This is a genomic window from Hwanghaeella grinnelliae, assembly GCF_004005845.1.
Lineage (GTDB): Bacteria > Pseudomonadota > Alphaproteobacteria > UBA8366 > Aestuariispiraceae > Hwanghaeella > Hwanghaeella grinnelliae.
In genome coordinates this window covers 78,318-93,998 of record NZ_SADE01000003.1, presented here as the reverse complement: position 1 = coordinate 93,998, position 15,681 = coordinate 78,318, and the positions used below count along the sequence as shown (strand labels likewise).

At 56.9% G+C, this 15,681-nt stretch carries 21 protein-coding genes; 12 read left to right on the top strand and 9 right to left on the bottom strand.

Annotated elements, in window-relative coordinates:
* Window positions 1-322: 322 nt before the first annotated feature.
* The 5 genes from EOI86_RS17505 to EOI86_RS17485 form a co-directional block, all read right to left on the bottom strand.
* Window positions 323-709 (bottom strand): chemotaxis response regulator CheY, encoded by a 387-nt coding sequence (locus tag EOI86_RS17505; RefSeq protein WP_127766682.1) that lies wholly within the window; start codon window positions 707-709, stop codon window positions 323-325.
* Window positions 710-969: 260 nt separating this feature from the next.
* Complete coding sequence (locus EOI86_RS17500) at window positions 970-1,662, bottom strand: MotE family protein (RefSeq protein ID WP_127766680.1); 693 nt, start codon at window positions 1,660-1,662, stop codon at window positions 970-972.
* A 45-nt stretch (window positions 1,663-1,707) separates the two neighbouring features.
* Window positions 1,708-2,310 (bottom strand): DUF6468 domain-containing protein, encoded by a 603-nt coding sequence (locus EOI86_RS17495; RefSeq protein WP_127766678.1) that lies wholly within the window; start codon window positions 2,308-2,310, stop codon window positions 1,708-1,710.
* Entirely contained in the window at window positions 2,307-3,365 is a 1,059-nt protein-coding gene (gene fliM / locus EOI86_RS17490) for a flagellar motor switch protein FliM (protein ID WP_420810100.1), read from the bottom strand. Before fliM ends, EOI86_RS17495 begins: the two co-directional genes overlap by 4 nt.
* Before the next feature lie 132 nt (window positions 3,366-3,497).
* Window positions 3,498-4,025 carry a flagellar basal body-associated FliL family protein gene (locus EOI86_RS17485; RefSeq protein WP_127766674.1) on the bottom strand — a complete coding sequence of 176 codons (528 nt, stop codon included), beginning with the start codon at window positions 4,023-4,025 and terminating at the stop codon, window positions 3,498-3,500.
* Window positions 4,026-4,581: 556 nt separating this feature from the next.
* Here EOI86_RS17485 and flgF point away from each other — a divergent pair.
* The 6 genes from flgF to EOI86_RS17455 all read left to right on the top strand — a co-directional run bounded on the left by flgF (window position 4,582) and on the right by EOI86_RS17455 (window position 9,541).
* Window positions 4,582-5,304: a flagellar basal-body rod protein FlgF gene (gene flgF, locus EOI86_RS17480; RefSeq protein ID WP_127766672.1), complete on the top strand. Its 723-nt coding sequence runs from the start codon at window positions 4,582-4,584 to the stop codon at window positions 5,302-5,304.
* Between the two features lie 81 nt (window positions 5,305-5,385).
* Window positions 5,386-6,171, top strand: a complete 786-nt coding sequence (gene flgG, locus EOI86_RS17475) for a flagellar basal-body rod protein FlgG (protein WP_127766670.1) — start codon at window positions 5,386-5,388, stop codon at window positions 6,169-6,171.
* Window positions 6,172-6,208: 37 nt separating this feature from the next.
* Entirely contained in the window at window positions 6,209-7,258 is a 1,050-nt protein-coding gene (gene flgA / locus EOI86_RS17470) for a flagellar basal body P-ring formation chaperone FlgA (RefSeq protein WP_127766668.1), read from the top strand.
* Window positions 7,259-7,313: 55 nt separating this feature from the next.
* The gene (gene flgH, locus EOI86_RS17465) at window positions 7,314-8,090 is read left to right on the top strand and encodes a flagellar basal body L-ring protein FlgH (RefSeq protein ID WP_127766666.1); all 777 of its coding nucleotides are present in this window, start codon (window positions 7,314-7,316) and stop codon (window positions 8,088-8,090) included.
* A 490-nt stretch (window positions 8,091-8,580) separates the two neighbouring features.
* Window positions 8,581-9,087, top strand: coding sequence for a PAS domain-containing protein (locus tag EOI86_RS17460; RefSeq protein ID WP_127766664.1), 507 nt, complete (start codon window positions 8,581-8,583; stop codon window positions 9,085-9,087).
* 115 nt (window positions 9,088-9,202) lie between these two features.
* The gene (locus EOI86_RS17455) at window positions 9,203-9,541 is read left to right on the top strand and encodes a hypothetical protein (RefSeq protein WP_127766662.1); all 339 of its coding nucleotides are present in this window, start codon (window positions 9,203-9,205) and stop codon (window positions 9,539-9,541) included.
* A 36-nt stretch (window positions 9,542-9,577) separates the two neighbouring features.
* Here the strand turns inward: EOI86_RS17455 and fliP are convergent, their stop codons facing one another.
* From fliP to EOI86_RS17435, 4 genes are all read right to left on the bottom strand, one after another.
* The gene (fliP, locus tag EOI86_RS17450) at window positions 9,578-10,390 is read right to left on the bottom strand and encodes a flagellar type III secretion system pore protein FliP (RefSeq protein WP_127766660.1); all 813 of its coding nucleotides are present in this window, start codon (window positions 10,388-10,390) and stop codon (window positions 9,578-9,580) included.
* Window positions 10,387-10,818: a flagellar biosynthetic protein FliO gene (locus tag EOI86_RS17445; RefSeq protein WP_127766658.1), complete on the bottom strand. Its 432-nt coding sequence runs from the start codon at window positions 10,816-10,818 to the stop codon at window positions 10,387-10,389. The genes fliP and EOI86_RS17445 overlap by 4 nt, the downstream gene beginning before the upstream one ends.
* Before the next feature lie 144 nt (window positions 10,819-10,962).
* Window positions 10,963-11,277: a hypothetical protein gene (locus EOI86_RS17440; protein ID WP_127766656.1), complete on the bottom strand. Its 315-nt coding sequence runs from the start codon at window positions 11,275-11,277 to the stop codon at window positions 10,963-10,965.
* 15 nt (window positions 11,278-11,292) lie between these two features.
* A complete protein-coding gene (locus tag EOI86_RS17435; protein ID WP_127766654.1) occupies window positions 11,293-11,658 on the bottom strand; it encodes an EscU/YscU/HrcU family type III secretion system export apparatus switch protein in 366 nt (121 codons plus the stop codon).
* A gap of 335 nt (window positions 11,659-11,993) precedes the next feature.
* Here EOI86_RS17435 and flgB point away from each other — a divergent pair, with 335 nt between their 5' ends.
* From flgB to flhB, 6 genes are all read left to right on the top strand, one after another.
* Complete coding sequence (gene flgB / locus EOI86_RS17430; protein WP_127766652.1) at window positions 11,994-12,401, top strand: flagellar basal body rod protein FlgB; 408 nt, start codon at window positions 11,994-11,996, stop codon at window positions 12,399-12,401.
* Between the two features lie 27 nt (window positions 12,402-12,428).
* Window positions 12,429-12,842 carry a flagellar basal body rod protein FlgC gene (flgC, locus tag EOI86_RS17425; protein WP_127766650.1) on the top strand — a complete coding sequence of 138 codons (414 nt, stop codon included), beginning with the start codon at window positions 12,429-12,431 and terminating at the stop codon, window positions 12,840-12,842.
* Between the two features lie 113 nt (window positions 12,843-12,955).
* Window positions 12,956-13,270, top strand: a complete 315-nt coding sequence (fliE, locus tag EOI86_RS17420; RefSeq protein ID WP_127766648.1) for a flagellar hook-basal body complex protein FliE — start codon at window positions 12,956-12,958, stop codon at window positions 13,268-13,270.
* A gap of 135 nt (window positions 13,271-13,405) precedes the next feature.
* The gene (gene fliQ, locus EOI86_RS17415; RefSeq protein WP_127766646.1) at window positions 13,406-13,672 is read left to right on the top strand and encodes a flagellar biosynthesis protein FliQ; all 267 of its coding nucleotides are present in this window, start codon (window positions 13,406-13,408) and stop codon (window positions 13,670-13,672) included.
* A 20-nt stretch (window positions 13,673-13,692) separates the two neighbouring features.
* On the top strand, window positions 13,693-14,460 hold the full coding sequence (locus EOI86_RS17410; protein ID WP_127766644.1) for a flagellar biosynthetic protein FliR: 768 nt from the start codon (window positions 13,693-13,695) through the stop codon (window positions 14,458-14,460).
* A gap of 104 nt (window positions 14,461-14,564) precedes the next feature.
* Window positions 14,565-15,647 (top strand): flagellar biosynthesis protein FlhB, encoded by a 1,083-nt coding sequence (gene flhB / locus EOI86_RS17405; protein ID WP_127766642.1) that lies wholly within the window; start codon window positions 14,565-14,567, stop codon window positions 15,645-15,647.
* The last annotated feature ends 34 nt before the right edge of the window (window positions 15,648-15,681 follow it).

The window sequence follows — 15,681 nt, the reverse complement described above, 5'->3', positions numbered from 1 at the left end:
CGAACTACACCGGTTCGGCAATGCAAAAAGTCCGCCGCCGGAAGCTCTTCGAAAGCTTGTGTCCGGCACGGATTTTCCGGCGCGCCTGCCGCATGGCGGTTACGCGCCGTCTAACGGACTGATTCTAGCGTTGATTCCGGGTCAAAATCCACAGCCTATCCAAGCTGCCCGGATTCTGTTCGGTGTCTGCCCGGCGTAATCCCGCATCAACCTTTGCCGGGCTGTGGCCGCCGAAACTCATCGTGGATGTATCGATGATGAATCAGCGCGGACCACAGGCGTAGGAAATGCCCGCGAGCCCGCTGCACAGTGGCAATGTTAATTAGAACGGACCGAGCACGCTGGTCAGTTTTTGCTTCAAGGTCGCGGCGTTGAAGGGCTTCACGATGTAGTTGCTTACACCGGCCTGCTTCGCAGCGATGACGTTTTCCGTCTTGCTTTCCGCGGTGATCATGATGAACGGCAGATCTTGCATCCGTTTGTCCGCCCGGACTTCACGCAGCAACTGGATGCCCGTCATCGGCTCCATGTTCCAGTCGGAAATGACCAATCCATAGTCTTTCGCGCGCAATTTCTGCAGCGCTTCACTTCCGTCCATCGCTTCATCGACGTTGTTGAAGCCAAGCTGTTTGAGGAGATTTCGAATAATCCTCAGCATCGTCTTGTAGTCATCGACAATCAAGACCTGCATGTTCAGATCGACAGCCATGCAATCACTCCGTCCGTTCGTGTCCCGTTTGTTCCATAAGCTTAGACGAAAACCCACAGCCGTGTCTCGGAAGTGGACATTTTCTACGCTTACTGTGCCGGGATCCCTATACCATTCAGAACAAAATGCGAGCCCAGCCCCGTGTTCCTCCCCAGACTATCGCAGGATTTAGTTAAGACTCTCTAAATGATGGGTCAATTCCTGATTGGCCCATTTGGCCTAACTATTTCCACTTTAACCGGATTCGAGAGCTATTATTGTCAATTCGGTAGTTGCGGCAGGTCGGTTCTTTCCGCCAATTCGCGCGTGAGGATTCGGGCGCGGTCCGGGGTCATGGCCGCGATGATCGGCGCAACCTTCCGTGCGCTCATCCCGCGCAGGACACCGACAAGTGTCTCCAACTCCAATTCATTGAAGATCGCAGCGGCTGATTTTGGTTTCATGGCCGAGTAGATGTTGCGCAGTCGCTCCTGGTCGGCGTCCTGCTCCTGATCGTATTCTTGGACCAGGCCACGGATTTCCTCGCGGATTCGCTCCAATTGCTGCTGTTTGACCAGCAATTGCTCTTCAGCCGCCCTCAGAAGGGCCTCGCGCTCAGAGATCTCGCGTTCTTTGACTGCAATATCGTCGCGTCGGTTGGACAGATCGTACAGCAGGCGTATCTCGCCGGGCGACAAGGACGTGAGATCGGCCAGTTTGTCGTCTTCTTCCGTCGTTTCGGCGGCAACAGAGCCTTCCGGCAGTTCGTCGTTGAACGTATCGAAGCCGCTGGTCCCGTTTTCCGACGGCGGTGTCTCACTCTCGTTTTGGGCAAGCGCTTTCTGCGCCTCGACCGGTGCGCCGGCCAAGGGGCGCCCTTCGCTGACTGCCTGCCAAATGGTCCCGACCTTCACCGTGAGCATAATTGCCGCCACGAAAATCGTTACCGGCAGGATTCTAAAACCTAATCTCATTGTCCCATGCTCTGCGCATTGCGATCCCCTCTATATATGGGGTCGCTACCGCATTCCTTGCAACGCCCGCAACAACGCGGATTTTGACTTTGCCTTGCCGGTATTGTCCTTGCCTTGTTCCGTGCCGCCTTCGGCCCCGGTTGTAGCCGGCAGGGTCGACTTTGCGGTGCCGCCGCGCGCCCGGTCTTCGGGCTTCACCGCTAATGCCTTCCGCGACTCCTTACCTGGTGCGGATGCGGCCTGGCGGGCCGCACGCATGGCGGTTTCGATGTCACCATCCTGTTCGCCGACAGCGGATCCGTCCCGTTCGGTTCCAGGCCGATGCTGCGCAATACCGCCTTCCAACTTGTCGGCCAGGCTATTGCCGCGTTCAATCATATACGCCAAATCTTCGCGCAAGGTTTCCGCTTCGCTCAACAATTTGTTCAGGGAATCGCGGTTCTGCGTCGATGCCTCTTTGACCCGTTGGATCGCCTGTTCGGCCTTCTCGGTAGAGTCGCCGAAGCTTTTCAGCATCTTCTCCAGCTCGCTTTTGCTTTGCTGAAGCACGGACAGGCTTTTGTTCAAGCGCAGGGCATAGACGATTACCGCCACCAGCAGACACGCAATCAATATGTCCAGGACCAGCGACAGTTCGGGTAGGATCATGAATCGGCCTCCGCCTTTCCTTCAATCTTGACCGCTATGTTACCCGATTTTTGCCCCATATGCCCGGTGAACATCGGTATAGCGCCGCAACGCAGCGTCACTTCCGACCGCGGCGTGGCTGAAAGCGGCAGGAAAGTGCCTCTTTCCCACTCCAGGACATGGCCCAAAGTGGACTGCATTTCGTCGAGAACAACCTCAATCGGCACGTCGGTGAACCAAAGTTCCGTCGCCAAGTGGTTTTCCCAAATCGAGTCACGGCCGAACTTTTCGCCCATGAACATCTGCAGCAGCAACTCGCGCACCGGCTCCAGAGTCGCATAGGGAAGCATCAATTCAAGCCTGCCGCCACGGTCTTCCATGTCGATCCGCAAACGGGCCAGGATTGCGGCGTTCGCGGGCCGTGCAATGGTCGCGAAACGGGGGTTCGTCTCTAGGCGGTCGAACCGCATGGTGACGGAAGAGAGCGGGTCGAACGCGGCGGAGAGATCCGCCAGAACGACATTGATCATCCGCTCTACCAGATTGCGTTCGATCGTGGTGTAGGGCCGGCCTTCAATCCGCATTGCCGCCGTTCCACGGCGTCCGCCGAGCAGCACGTCGACGATGGAATAGATCAGCGAGCTATCGACAGTGATCAGGCCATAATTGTCCCATTCCTCCGCCTTGAAGACGGTCAACATGGCCGGAAGCGGAATGGAGTTGAGGTAGTCGCCGAACCGGATCGAGGTGATGTTGTCCAGGCTGACTTCTACGTTGTCCGAGGTGAAGTTGCGCAGGCTGGTCGACATCATGCGGACCAGACGGTCATACACGATTTCGAGCATCGGCAGGCGTTCGTAGGACACCATGCCGCTATCGATGATTGCCTCGATACCGGATTGCGCGCCGTCGTCGTCACCTTCCTGGAATCCCAGAAGACTGTCGATTTCGTCTTGGTTTAGAACACGCGCTGAGCCGCCGCCGCCCATATCGTCATCGTCGTCGGCCATCGCCGCCCATTCTTCGGCAAGCGCATCATCCTCGCCATCTTCGCCGTCCTCGGCTGGGGCTTCCATGTCGCGGGCGATATCTTCTTCGTCACTCATCTTCAAACCACTCGGTTCAAATCATTCCGGTCCAGTGTACCGGATTCCCCGCAACAAACGGGCCAATTCAAGACTTTGGCGCGTGTTGCTCGCATTGCGGCCTTATTGAATCAGCATGTCGCCGATAAGAACATCCTTGATCTTAACAGGATGGGCGGCCTGATTCACGCGCGCCAGCATCTCTTCCTTTATCCGGTATAGGCCTTGGCTGCCTTCCAATTCCTCGACTCGCAATTCACGGAGGAAAACTTGGAAATTGTCGACGATTTTGGGCATGAATGCCTCAATCGCGGCCTGGTCTTCAGGGCCGGCCAGTTCGAGGCTGATCCGCAGTTTCAGGATTTGCTGCTTTCGTCCCGAAGAGCGCAGAGATACCAGCATTTCCGGCACTTCCAGATAGAAACCCGGTGTCGCGACCGCCGGTTCTTCCACATGCTCCTCGCCGTGTTCTTCGCCTTCGTGCTGTTCCTCGCCACCGAGCAGTGAATCCAGCATGCCGCTGAAATACAGTCCGGCGCCGGCGCCCACCAGGATCAGAATCGGCAGTACGATGAAAAGGACCAGCTTCTTTCCGCCGACCTTCTTTTTGCCGCCCTCTTCGCCTTCGCCGTCTTCGACTTCTTCGCTCATGGCCTAAAATTTCCGCCCGATATTCGCCAAAACCTGAACGCCGAACCTGTCATGGGCGCAACCATGACCGCGGCTGGAAAAAGTGGATGCACAATCACACGCGGCAAGAATACATCCCGTCCACCTGTCGTATGCCGACCGCTCGGCAATTTGCACCCCACCATGATTTACCCAGTAAGACTAAAGGAAATCGTGCAAATCTACAATCAAGGCAAATAATTATCAGGCCATGTAAAGAGATCACCCTGTAATACCGTAGGCGGCTGGGCTGGATTTACCTGACTTGACCCGAAACCCCCACAAGCCGGGATATTTGACAGGCCGTGCGGGCAATTTGTGCCCGGTTCCATCCAAACGCAGCGCCGATTGCCTGCCGGATCCAATGCCGCAAAGGGTTGCCGTGCGGGTAGCTTTTTCATGAAAGCCGCAAAAACCCTGACCTTTTTGCTTTTGGCACGCCCCTTGCTCCCTAGTCCGGCGAGAGAGAAGTGCAGAGTACATCCCCCAATGAGAGTGCCGTAACCCGGCATGGGGGTTGAGTAGAGAGGATAGAGTTATGGAGAACTCCGTCTACATTGCGATGTCGCGCCAAGCGGCCTTGGAACGGGAAATGGATATCACGGCGAACAACCTCGCCAATGTGAATACCCCCTCTTACAAGGCCGAAAAATTGGTCTTCCGGGAATTCCTGGTGGATACGCAACGACGGGCGCCCGGCCTTTCCTATGTTCAGGATCTTGGGCAGTACCGAGTAATGGACGAAGGGCCGATCCGGCAAACCGGAAACCCTTTGGATGTGGCTATCAGCGGTGACGGTTTCTTCGTCGTCGATACCGAACTTGGCGACCGTTACACGCGGCACGGCCGTTTCCAGTTGGATGCGGATGGCACCCTGGTCACAGGGACAGGCGAAGCGGTTCAAGGCGAGGCGGGCCCCATTGTAATTCCGCCGGGTGAGTCGGATATCAGCATCGCCGCGGACGGCGTGATTTCGGGCGCCAACGGTCAATTGGGACAATTGAGGGTCGTGCGCTTCGAAAATACCGGAGAGTTGCGGCGCGCCGCCAACGGGATGTTCACCGCTCAGGAAGAGCCGGTCGATGTCGGGAACCCGAAGCTCGTTCAAGGCAGCCTCGAAGACTCGAATGTCGAGGCGGTCGTCGAACTGACGAAGATGATGCGGATTTCGCGCGATCATAAGCGGGTGAAGACATTCCTGGATCAGGAAGACCGCCGAATGCGCGACATGATCGACAAATTGACGCGGGCGACGGCGTAACGGTCCGGCGCGGTTCTTGAAACGGAACCGAAACGGGCCGGCCTGGGCGCCGCGAAGAAAACATAGGTAGGAGTTGGAACAATGAGATCTCTATCAATCGGTGCGACTGGGATGCTGGCACAGCAGCTCAATGTCGAAGTGATCTCCCACAACATCGCCAACTTGAACACGACCGCCTTCCAGCGGCGGCGGCCGGAATTTCAGGATCTGCTGTATCAGAACCTGCGGCGCGTCGGGTCGAATTCCTCCGATGCGGGAACGATCGTTCCAGCCGGTGTGCAAGTCGGTCTCGGTGTTCGCACGGCGGCGGTCTACCGCATCACCGAGCAGGGCAACCTGACGCTGACGGAAAACCCGCTCGATGTTGCGATCAACGGCAACGGCTATTTTCAGGTGGATCTGCCGAATGGCGATACGGCCTATACACGGGCAGGATCGATGCAGCTCGACGCCGACGGACAGATCGTCACGGTGGATGGGTTCTCGGTGGATCCCGGGCTGACTGTTCCGCAGAACGCAATCGATATCTCGATCAATGCCAGCGGTGAAGTCCTGGTTAGCCTGGACGGACAGACAGCGCCGCAGAATATCGGGCAGTTCCAACTGGCAACCTTCCCGAACGAGGCCGGCTTGATTGCTGTTGGCGACAACCTTTTTCTGGAAACCCCAGCTTCGGGCACACCGGTTTCCGGGACGCCCGGTTCGACCGGCTTCGGAACCCTGCAGCAAGGGTTTCTCGAAACTTCAAACGTCAATGTGGTGGAGGAAATCACCAACCTGATTTCCGCTCAGCGCGCCTACGAAATGAATTCGAAGGTGATCGAGACCTCCGACCAGATGATGCAGACGGTGTCCAACATCCGCTAGTCGGATTGATCGGACCCAAAGGGAAACGGTGACAGTGATGTCGATGATGATCAGAACGGAACATGCGCCCCGGTGGAAACAGGCCTGGCAGGCAAGCTTGCGCGCGGCGGTTTTCGGTCTGGCGGGATTTTCCATTGCGGTCGCGGCCACTGCCTGGGATGCGGACGCTGCGGAAACAGAGACGACAATCTCCCAGCCGGCGCGGCTTATCACTGATATTCGCATTGTTGGGGACGGGGTCATGCTTGGCGACGTGTTCGAGAATGCCGGCCCTTATGCGGATCGCGTGATCGCGCGGGCGCCGTCACCGGGGCAATCCTCGACGCTTGAAGCCCGTTGGCTCGGCCGTGTGGCCCGTGCCTTTGGTTTGGATTGGCGTCCGACATCGCGCTACGATATGGCGACTGTTACCCGTCTGGCCCATGTGATCCCGTCGGAAGCAATACGGTCGGAATTGCTGAGCGCGATCGTTCACCGAAATGCGGAGCTCGCGGAAGAGCGGCTCGATTTGCAATTGGACAATCGCGTACTTTCTTTGAAGGTGCCGAAGGACAAGCCGGCTACGGTCGCAATCACCCAATTGCAGTTGGATCCGCGAACCGACCGCTTCACGGCCTTTGTCGTGGCCCCCGCGGAAAATCCCCATGCTGTTCGGATTGCCGTTTCGGGCCAGATCCACCGATTGGTTGAGGTGCCGGTCCCGGCACGCCGGATTCTGCGTGGCGACATCATTGGTGAGCGCGATGTGGAAATGGTTGAAATGCGGCGCGGCGGGCTTGCGGCCAACACGATTGTGGATCCGGCTGATCTGATTGGGTTAAGCGCCAAGCAGACGCTTGCAATGGGACGCGCGGTCGGGGCCAATTCCGTCCAGCCCCCCGTCTTGATCAAGAAAGGCGGGCTCGTCTCCGTCAAGCTCGAGGTGCCGAACATGGTGCTTACTGCCCGCGGCCGCGCGGTGGAATCGGGTGGATTGGACGACGTGATACGTATTCAGAATTTACAGAGCAACCGCGTTTTCGAAGCGGTGGTGACGGGGATTGGCGAAGCGTCCGTATCGCTGCCCAGCCAGGTCGCCCTGCAATAAGGCGCGGACAACCGGAAGAAAGGTTTCGGGGCAGAACGCCTCAAGGAGAATGGCCATGATGAAACAGGTCGAGCGGAAACGAAGACAGAAATACGGCATGCGGCTTTGCGCTGTGCTGTTGGCGGGAACCATGTTGACCGGCTGCAACGCACTGAATCGGCTGGCGCAGGTAGGCGATGAGCCGCGTTTGTCGGAAATCGAGAACCCGACGCATACACCGGAATATCAGCCGGTCAGTATGCCGATGCCGCAGCCGACGGTCGCGACACCGCGCCCAAATTCTCTTTGGCGCCCCGGATCGCGAGCCTTTTTCAAAGATCTACGCGCGAACCAGGTTGGCGACATTGTCACGATCCTGATCGATATCGACGACAATGCCGAGTTGCAGAATACAACGACGCGGGCGCGCACGAATAACGAAAACCTCGATATCGACTCGCTGCTTGGATACGAAGCTGCTTTGGACAGTATCCTGCCGGAGGCGGTGAACCCGCCGGACATCTTTGCGACGGACAGCAGCACCAGCAACCAGGGCACCGGGTCGATCGACCGCGAGGAAATTATCGAATTGCGGATTGCCGCGGTGGTTACTCAGATTTTGCCGAACGGCAATCTGGTCGTGCATGGCCGGCAAGAAACCCGCGTGAACTATGAAGTGCGCGAGTTGCAGATTGCCGGTGTCATCAGGCCGCAGGACGTTACCAACAACAACACCGTGAGCTACGACCAGATCGCGGAAGCACGGCTGTCCTATGGCGGTCGTGGACATATCACCGACGTGCAGCAGCCGCGCTACGGCTCGCAAATCGTCGATATCATCCTGCCGTTCTAATGCGGCTTGGCTTTAACCGGATCGCGGAGATCACCGAAAGGAACGCCGCTACGAAGATATAACCAATCCAGCCTTTCGGCAGAAACGGTAAGGAGGGACGAGGCGCACGACAAATGCGTACCCCAAACCGGAGGAGAGACCGAAAGGCAGTATTTGCGCCGTTGCCGACAGGGCCGCAGCGCATTTTGGAAATACGAATCCGGTTTGGATTTGCGTCCGCACTCTCCTCTCTCTCGTCTCTCCTCTCGCTGGCGCAGATCCGTTGAAGGGCGCTCCCCGGTTTCCGGGGGGCGTTCTTCATTTTTTGGCGCAGGACCACCCGTGTCGTTCAAGGGCCGTAGCTGAAAGGGTTCTGGACGGAGGTTTGATTTCTTGTAGAACAAATTAGATTTATCTAACATAATGCCGAAAAGGAAGGTCGAAGCGTTTGTTCCGAACCGAAAAGGCGTCTGGCAGAACCGGGAGCCGCTGGCAGGGAGTTTCGGGAGCCGTGAAGCATTATCCTACGATTGCAGACGATACAGTTCTTGCTGGCCTCGATCCGAAGTATCTTTGGATGCGGAACTACTTGCGCTCGCTTAACCCGCAAGGTTTGGCGTCGAAAAAGGACGTGGATCCGACCGTTTTCCCCGAACACATGCCGTTCGTGAACTTGGTTGATGTTCTTCATGACGACGAAATCCGTTTTAAGTTCCGCCTTGTTGGCGGCGAGCAGAACCGCAGGGCGGGCCGTTTCATAGCCGGCCAGTATATTGAGGACGCGGTCATGCCTGACTTCGTCGACCGTATCAGGACGAACATGGTGACAGCGGTCGAAACCGGCCAGCCGATCTATGACCGTTTTCCCATGCCGCATCCGGATAAGAGCTTTGTCGATAGCGAAAGGGTCTACTTTCCGTTGGCGAAGGACGGGCGGAAGGTGGATACGCTGCTCATCCTAAACGGCTACAACGATATTCCGGCTGCCGCCGGAAGTGTTGCCACGAATGTGCGATGAATTTTGCCGTGCGACGGTCTCCGCAAAACGCTGATTCCGATGCTGTATTTGCCGAACCGGACAATCTGCGTTAGCGATGTTGCGGTCAGACAACAGATAAGGTTCGGCTTTCGACATGGCGCCGCGTATCAATCCCCTAAAACTCAACAAGCTTCAACTCCGTACCCTGGCTTTGGTTCAGGTGTTGATCAACGAGGCTGGCCAAGGAATGCGCGACCCTGAAACAGGCGACGTCATATTGCCGTCATTGCCTGCGCCGCATGGCGACCATGTTCATATCGGCCCCTATGTCGTTTCGGCGAGGGAGATCAGTGGGTTTTCGAACAAGGGGGTTTGGGCCGCGCTTGCCCGCAAAGGCTTGGCACGGGGCGGTCCGCCGGTGACGATCACGGCTGAAGGGTTGGCCTATGACACGGGGTTGTCAGAGCAGTTCGTCGCCCCCAGCGACCACTAAAGGGCGACCACTAAAGACGGATTCGTCTTGTTGCCGTCATACCGGCTGGAAGCTTTGAACCAAACTGCCGACAACAAGATACCAGCCGTCCACCAACACGAAGAAGATCAACTTGAACGGCAAGGCGATCATCACGGGCGGCAGCATCATCATCCCCATCGACATCAGCACCGAGGCGACGACCATGTCGATGACCAGGAAGGGGACGAAGACGAGAAACCCGATCTCGAAAGCTCGTCTCAACTCGGAAATCATGAAAGCCGGCACCAATGCGCGCAGCGGCGTTTCCTCCGGCGACTCAACCGCGCTGATCTGACCGATATCCATCATCAAGGCCAGATCCTTTTCGCGCACGTGCCGCATCATGAAGGCATGAAAAGGTTCCATGGTTCGTTCAAAGGCGACTTCCTCGGAAATTTCCTCCGCGATCAGGGGCTCTATCCCCGTCCTATAGGCCTGATCGAATGCGGGCTGCATGATGAAGAAGGTCAAGAACAGCGCCAAACTGATCATCACCGTATTCGGTGGACTTTGCTGGGTGCCGATGGCCGTCCGCAGCAAGGATAAGACGATAACGAGGCGGGTAAATGACGTGACCATGACCAGCGCCGAAGGCGCCAACGATATCACCGTCATCAGAACGACAAGTTGGATCAGCCTGCCGGTAACCGATCCGCCTTCGCCGATATCGATATTGAGCGATTGGGCTAGCGACGGAACAGCCCAAAGCCCCACGGCGAGGGCAGCGGAAATGGACGAACCCCATATCAGGGCACGTCGGTAATGAGGGCGGAAAAGGGGCAAGGTGGAGGTTTCATGCCCCGACGATCCAAAGTGGAGTCGTTTCATGCCGTTCGGTCCCCGAAAAGACCGGCCATCTTTTGCATCACCGTTTGTTGTGCCGATACCTGTCCCTTAGCCCTTAGTTCCCCGGCCATGGTTTCGGTACCGGCATGTAGGGGGGTTACTTGCGCGTCGGTCTGCTGGACGAGGCGCTGGCTTTCCTCGATGCCACCTTCGATCAAAAGATCGCCGGATGGTCCGGTCATGATCAGATGCTCTTTCCCGTCCCGGCGGATGAGGAACACACGATGCCGCGCGTCGAGTGTAAGAACCTCAACAACGCCGAGGCGCCGGCCCTGGCTGCGCGCGCCGGCATAGGTCCTGCCGGTCATGACCTTCTTTGTAATATGGGCGGCAACGAGGATGAGGCCGAGAACAAAGACCAAGGCTGCGACGAACCGCAGATAACTCGCGAAATCGATAACGTCGCCCATTGGCGTAGACCCCGATTGAAGGCTAAACGCGGGGCGGGTCCGGAGATAAGAATAGGGGATATCTCGGCCCGAACCGTGGAGATCGCCGTGCCGTTTGGCGGCCCGGCAACCTAAGACACGCCAGTGTATCCGATTCGTATGGTGTCAGCCGCCCGTCTTGTCGTCGCTACCGTCGGGGGTTTCCTCGGTGGAAGCAGGGGCGTCAGACATGCCGGCGCGGTCCATGGCTTCATTGAGGTTTGCGGAAAAGTCCTGAAGCTGTGTCCTCAATTCCTGCATCAAGGGATGCATTTCGACGACTTCTTCATTGGGCAGGGCCAAAGCCGCCTGACAGGCGGCTTCGATCCGACGATTGATACCCTGCAATCCGAAGTCTTCCCCGGCGAGAAGCTTTTCGTGGCCCTTCGTTACTTCATCAATCAGGAGCCTCAGTTCGAGTTCGACTTGTTCTTTGTTCATGGCTCCCCCTCACATTTACACTTGGCCGATGACGGCTGCTACGTCTTCATCTCTGGCGGCGCTCTCCGCTCGGGACGTCCGCTGGTTGCGTTCGTACACGTAACGCAGGATTTCAGCCACGGCGATAAAGGCTTCAATTGGTATTTCCTCGCCCACTTCCGTGGCTGAGAGGATTTCGACAAGGTCGGCGTCGGTGCGGACCGCAACGCCTGCCTTGAATGCTTCTTCAACGATTCGGTCCGCCAGGAAACCCGTTCCACTCGCCAAGACGGTTGGGCCCTTGTCCTCGCGTTCCGCGCCACGGGACAAGGCGACAGCCTTGTTGCCGGCAGCACCCGTCTTGTGGTCGATGATTTTGCCTGATTCCAAGTCGTCGGACATTTTCGATCAGCCGCCAATCTCGAGATTCGATCACCGCCAAGACTACAGCATGAACCGGACAGATGGCCAATTTCTGTGTTTTGAGAGGTTCAAAGTGTCAGGTATCAAATATGAATAAAGGGTACCTAAAGCAAATATGATCGTTTATGCGTTTCTATGTTTGCTGAATACGGAACTTTATTTGTTATTTTTTTCAAATCACGCCACGATAACTTCAGCATTCAAGTGATGTTGGCCGCCTGAATGAGGTGGCCCGGTCGGCAAATTGTTCTGGCACGGTGCTTGCTTGGTTGTTCACGGGTTTGGAGAGGCCCGTGTGAGTAGAGGAGAGAGACATGCCGTTAAAAGATACGGCCCTGTTCACGATGACAGGAGATCGGATGCGCTGGTTGACCCAACGTCAGCGCGTCCTGGCCCAAAACATCGCCAACGCGAACACACCAGGTTACCAGGCGCAGGATCTTCGCGCCTTGGATTTCCGGCAAGCCCTTCGCGAAACGCAATCGAACCTGCCTTTGGAAACGGCCCAGGGCGCCAGCTTTGCGGCCAAGACCAGCGCTAACGCGTACAAGGTTCAGGACAATCGCTATCCCTATGAAGTGACGCCGGACGACAATGCGGTGATCATGGAAGAGCAGGTCATGAAGCTGGGCCAGACACAGGCCGACTATCAGCTGGCGACCAGGATATTCCGGAAATATACCGACCTGTATAAAACCGCGCTTGGCAGCAACGGCCAGTAACCGGACGGACAGGGAAAGGACAAACTCATGACCGACAGTCTTAAAGGCGCCTTGTTCGTAGCAGGTTCAGGCATGCGGGCCCAAGGCACGCGGATCCGCGTGATCGCAGAAAACATCGCGAACCAGACATCGACGGCGGATACCCCCGGGGGTGATCCATATCGCCGGAAAGTCGTCACTTTTCAGAATGCCCTGGACCGCCAGCTCGATCTGGATACGGTCCGGGTTCGCCGGGTGACCGAAGATCCGTCCGCCTTCAAACTGCAATTCGACCCGAACCATCCGGCCGCGGATGAGAACGGCTATTATAAAATGCCGAACGTAACCGGGTTGATCGAAACGATGGACATGCTAGAGGCCCAGCGCACCTATCAGGCTAATGTCAGTGTGATTGAGAACACGAAGCGGATGGTCTCAACCACCTTGGACCTGTTGCGCTAATCGCGTAGGCTGGTCGCCTTCGCTGTTTCAGCGGATCGTCGCCCGCCAATGCCCGTTAACGCTTGATTAAGGGTTCGATGGGTAAGTTGGGAAATAGATTGGATTTTAGATAAATGGCAATCAACCCCGCAGACGCAGCAGCGGCGTACCGCGCCAACGCCACCCCGCTTCCGAGTCCCTCGCCGGCGGGCAAGGGCGATACGCCCGCGGGCGGCTCTTTCCTTGATCTGGTTAAGTCCGGCGTCAACGACGCTGTCAGCGCAAATCGTGCGGCGGAAAAACTGTCGATCGATGCGATTGCCGGAAAGGCCGACCTGACTGAAGTCGTGACCGCCATTTCGCATGCCGAGGCGACCTTGAGCACGGTTGTCCGGGTTCGGGATCGCATGATCAGCGCTTATCAACAAATTCTTCGTATGCCGATTTAACCGGGAAGCCCGCTTTCAACCATTTCGGATCTGCGGGTTTCGAGACAGTTGTTGGCGGTAATAGTCGACTGGCGCTGAATCGGCGTAGGTTGGGTCCGATCAGGTTTGAACAGGTGGCCTAGACGCGTTGCGATCATGGATGAATCAGTAGCTCTCGATATCGCTTTTGAAGCCATTCGCGCGACATTGCTCGTTTCGGCGCCGATTATGATTGTCGGGCTGGTCGTAGGCTTGATCATTGCGGTGTTCCAGGCCTTGACGCAGATCCAGGAAGCGACCCTGACCTTCGTCCCCCGTATCCTGGTCGTTTTCGCGTCCCTGCTGGTGCTACTTCCCTTCATGTTGAGCGTTTTGACCGACTTGATGAATTACGTCATGGACAAGGCTATTTCGCTCGGCTGACCCGAAAGGTTTCGCGGCGCATGTTGGCCGACCTTCTCGCGATACAAGTTTTTGCGTTGATGATGGTATTCGTGCGCGTCGGCGCGACATTCATGATTCTGCCGACAATCGGCGAAGCCTATATTTCGCCGCAGGTGCGCCTGCTGCTTGCGATGTCTTTCAGCATCATCGTCACCCCAATCGTTCAGGACCAGGTGCCGGCGATCCCGACCGCTGGCATCATGGCGATTGCCCTGTTGATCGCAGCGGAAATTCTGGTGGGAGTGTTTCTGGGGGCTATGGTTCGGATCATGGTCGCCGCCTTGTCGACCGCGGGCATGATCATTTCCGTCATCACGGGCTTCGCCAACGCGCTGTTGTTCAACCCGGGGCTCGACGACCAAGGGTCGCTGCAATCGGTGCTTTTGACCATGCTTGGCACGTTCCTGATCTTCGAAACGGATTTGCACCATGTGATGCTGGCGGGCGTTGTTGAGAGTTATCAGGTTTTCCAGCCGGGCGTGATGCCCGAAATCGGCGATTTTTCTCAAATGGTAGCGCGCGCAGTGGCCGACAGTTTCATCCTGGCGATGAAGCTCGCCTCACCGTTTCTGGTGATCGGAACGACCTTCTATGCGCTGCTCGGCCTGTTGGCTCGGCTGATGCCGCAGCTGCAAGTCTTTTTCCTGGCCATGCCGCTGCAAATTCTATTGGGTCTTATCGTACTGTTAATCACTATTCAGGCTATTATGACGACTTTCCTGGGCGAATTCTCGGACGGATTGGCCAGGTTCATCAGTTTCAACTGACAGCCGCCAAGCCGGGTCCCCGTCCGAAATCGGTGCCCAGGTAGAAAGCCCGGTCAAACGCGAAGAGCGGCGGGCAGGCGGTGGTGTAGAGGACGGACGGGCCGTTGGCCAGCAACGACGACGCCGACTCCAAAACAGAAGAACCGACCGGCAAACGGTTGGCGGATGCCCGGCAGAAAGGGCAACTGCCGACCAGCCGCGAAGTGCCGACATGGATCATGCTTTTCGGCACGGCCATCATGTTGGCATTGATGGCGCCTTTCGTCGCCAGCCGGCTGAAAGAAATTTTGGTGGCCTTCGTCGCCCGGCCGCATTCTTTCCTGTACGGGCCTGCGGAACTTGGCGCGTCAATGACCAATATGTTGCTTGAGGTCCTCGGCGTCATGGCCTGGCCTTTGATCATGTTCGCCGTTTTGGCGGCGTCGGGTTACGTGCTTCAAAACGGTTGGGTCATCGTGACCGAGCCGATGAAACCCAAACTGAGTAAGATTAATCCCATTACCGGTGCGAAGAAGTATTTCCAGGCCAAGACCTATGTTGAGTTCCTGAAAAACTTCCTGAAGCTCGCGGTGGTGGCAGCGGTCGGCATCGTGCTGGTGATTCCGGAATTCAACCGGCTGGACCTGCTGCCCAGTTTGACCTCGGAAGATCATCTCCAGGAAATTCTGATCCTGATCCTCAGGATTCTCGCCGGCGTCTTGTCGATCCTGTTTGCGATCATGGTTTTCGATATCTTCTTCCAGCGTATGCAGCACCGCAAACAACTGCGCATGACGAAGCAGGAAATAAAGGAAGAATTCAAGAATCAGGAAGGGGACCCGCAGATCAAGAGCCGGCTGCGGCAGATCCGAATGGAACGGGCGCGGACGCGCATGATGCAAGCGGTGCCGGACGCGGATGTTGTGGTGACCAACCCGACACACTTCGCCTGTGCCCTGTCGTACAACCCGGATGAAATGGAAGCCCCCGTCTTGGTCGCGAAGGGGCAGGACCTTGTGGCGAAGCGGATACGCGACCTGGCTGAAGAACACGACATTCCAATAATAGAAAACCCGCCGTTGGCGCGTGCACTTCACGCCACCTGCGACCTGGATCAGCAAATTCCGGAAGAACATTACAAGGCTGTTGCCGAGGTGATAAGCTTCGTCTGGCGCCTAAAGGGCAAGATGTCCGGCGCCCAGAAATAGCCAGTCTGGCTTAATCTTTCGGACCAAAATAGGG

Bases quoted from the DNA above. Each gene is read 5' to 3' on its own strand.
- flgA (WP_127766668.1), top strand. From the start codon at position 6,209: ATGTCGATGATGATCAGAACGGAACATGCGCCCCGGTGGAAACAGGCC.
- EOI86_RS17500 (WP_127766680.1), bottom strand. From the start codon at position 1,662: ATGAGATTAGGTTTTAGAATCCTGCCGGTAACGATTTTCGTGGCGGCA.
- fliP (WP_127766660.1), bottom strand. From the start codon at position 10,390: ATGAAACGACTCCACTTTGGATCGTCGGGGCATGAAACCTCCACCTTG.
- EOI86_RS17485 (WP_127766674.1), bottom strand. From the start codon at position 4,025: ATGAGCGAAGAAGTCGAAGACGGCGAAGGCGAAGAGGGCGGCAAAAAG.
- fliM (WP_420810100.1), bottom strand. From the start codon at position 3,365: ATGGAAGCCCCAGCCGAGGACGGCGAAGATGGCGAGGATGATGCGCTT.
- flgF (WP_127766672.1), top strand. From the start codon at position 4,582: ATGGAGAACTCCGTCTACATTGCGATGTCGCGCCAAGCGGCCTTGGAA.
- EOI86_RS17445 (WP_127766658.1), bottom strand. From the start codon at position 10,818: ATGGGCGACGTTATCGATTTCGCGAGTTATCTGCGGTTCGTCGCAGCC.
- flgG (WP_127766670.1), top strand. From the start codon at position 5,386: ATGAGATCTCTATCAATCGGTGCGACTGGGATGCTGGCACAGCAGCTC.
- EOI86_RS17435 (WP_127766654.1), bottom strand. From the start codon at position 11,658: ATGTCCGACGACTTGGAATCAGGCAAAATCATCGACCACAAGACGGGT.
- flgC (WP_127766650.1), top strand. From the start codon at position 12,429: ATGACCGACAGTCTTAAAGGCGCCTTGTTCGTAGCAGGTTCAGGCATG.
- fliE (WP_127766648.1), top strand. From the start codon at position 12,956: ATGGCAATCAACCCCGCAGACGCAGCAGCGGCGTACCGCGCCAACGCC.
- EOI86_RS17495 (WP_127766678.1), bottom strand. From the start codon at position 2,310: ATGATCCTACCCGAACTGTCGCTGGTCCTGGACATATTGATTGCGTGT.
- fliQ (WP_127766646.1), top strand. From the start codon at position 13,406: ATGGATGAATCAGTAGCTCTCGATATCGCTTTTGAAGCCATTCGCGCG.
- EOI86_RS17505 (WP_127766682.1), bottom strand. From the start codon at position 709: ATGGCTGTCGATCTGAACATGCAGGTCTTGATTGTCGATGACTACAAG.
- EOI86_RS17440 (WP_127766656.1), bottom strand. From the start codon at position 11,277: ATGAACAAAGAACAAGTCGAACTCGAACTGAGGCTCCTGATTGATGAA.
- EOI86_RS17455 (WP_127766662.1), top strand. From the start codon at position 9,203: ATGGCGCCGCGTATCAATCCCCTAAAACTCAACAAGCTTCAACTCCGT.
- flgB (WP_127766652.1), top strand. From the start codon at position 11,994: ATGCCGTTAAAAGATACGGCCCTGTTCACGATGACAGGAGATCGGATG.
- EOI86_RS17410 (WP_127766644.1), top strand. From the start codon at position 13,693: ATGTTGGCCGACCTTCTCGCGATACAAGTTTTTGCGTTGATGATGGTA.
- flgH (WP_127766666.1), top strand. From the start codon at position 7,314: ATGATGAAACAGGTCGAGCGGAAACGAAGACAGAAATACGGCATGCGG.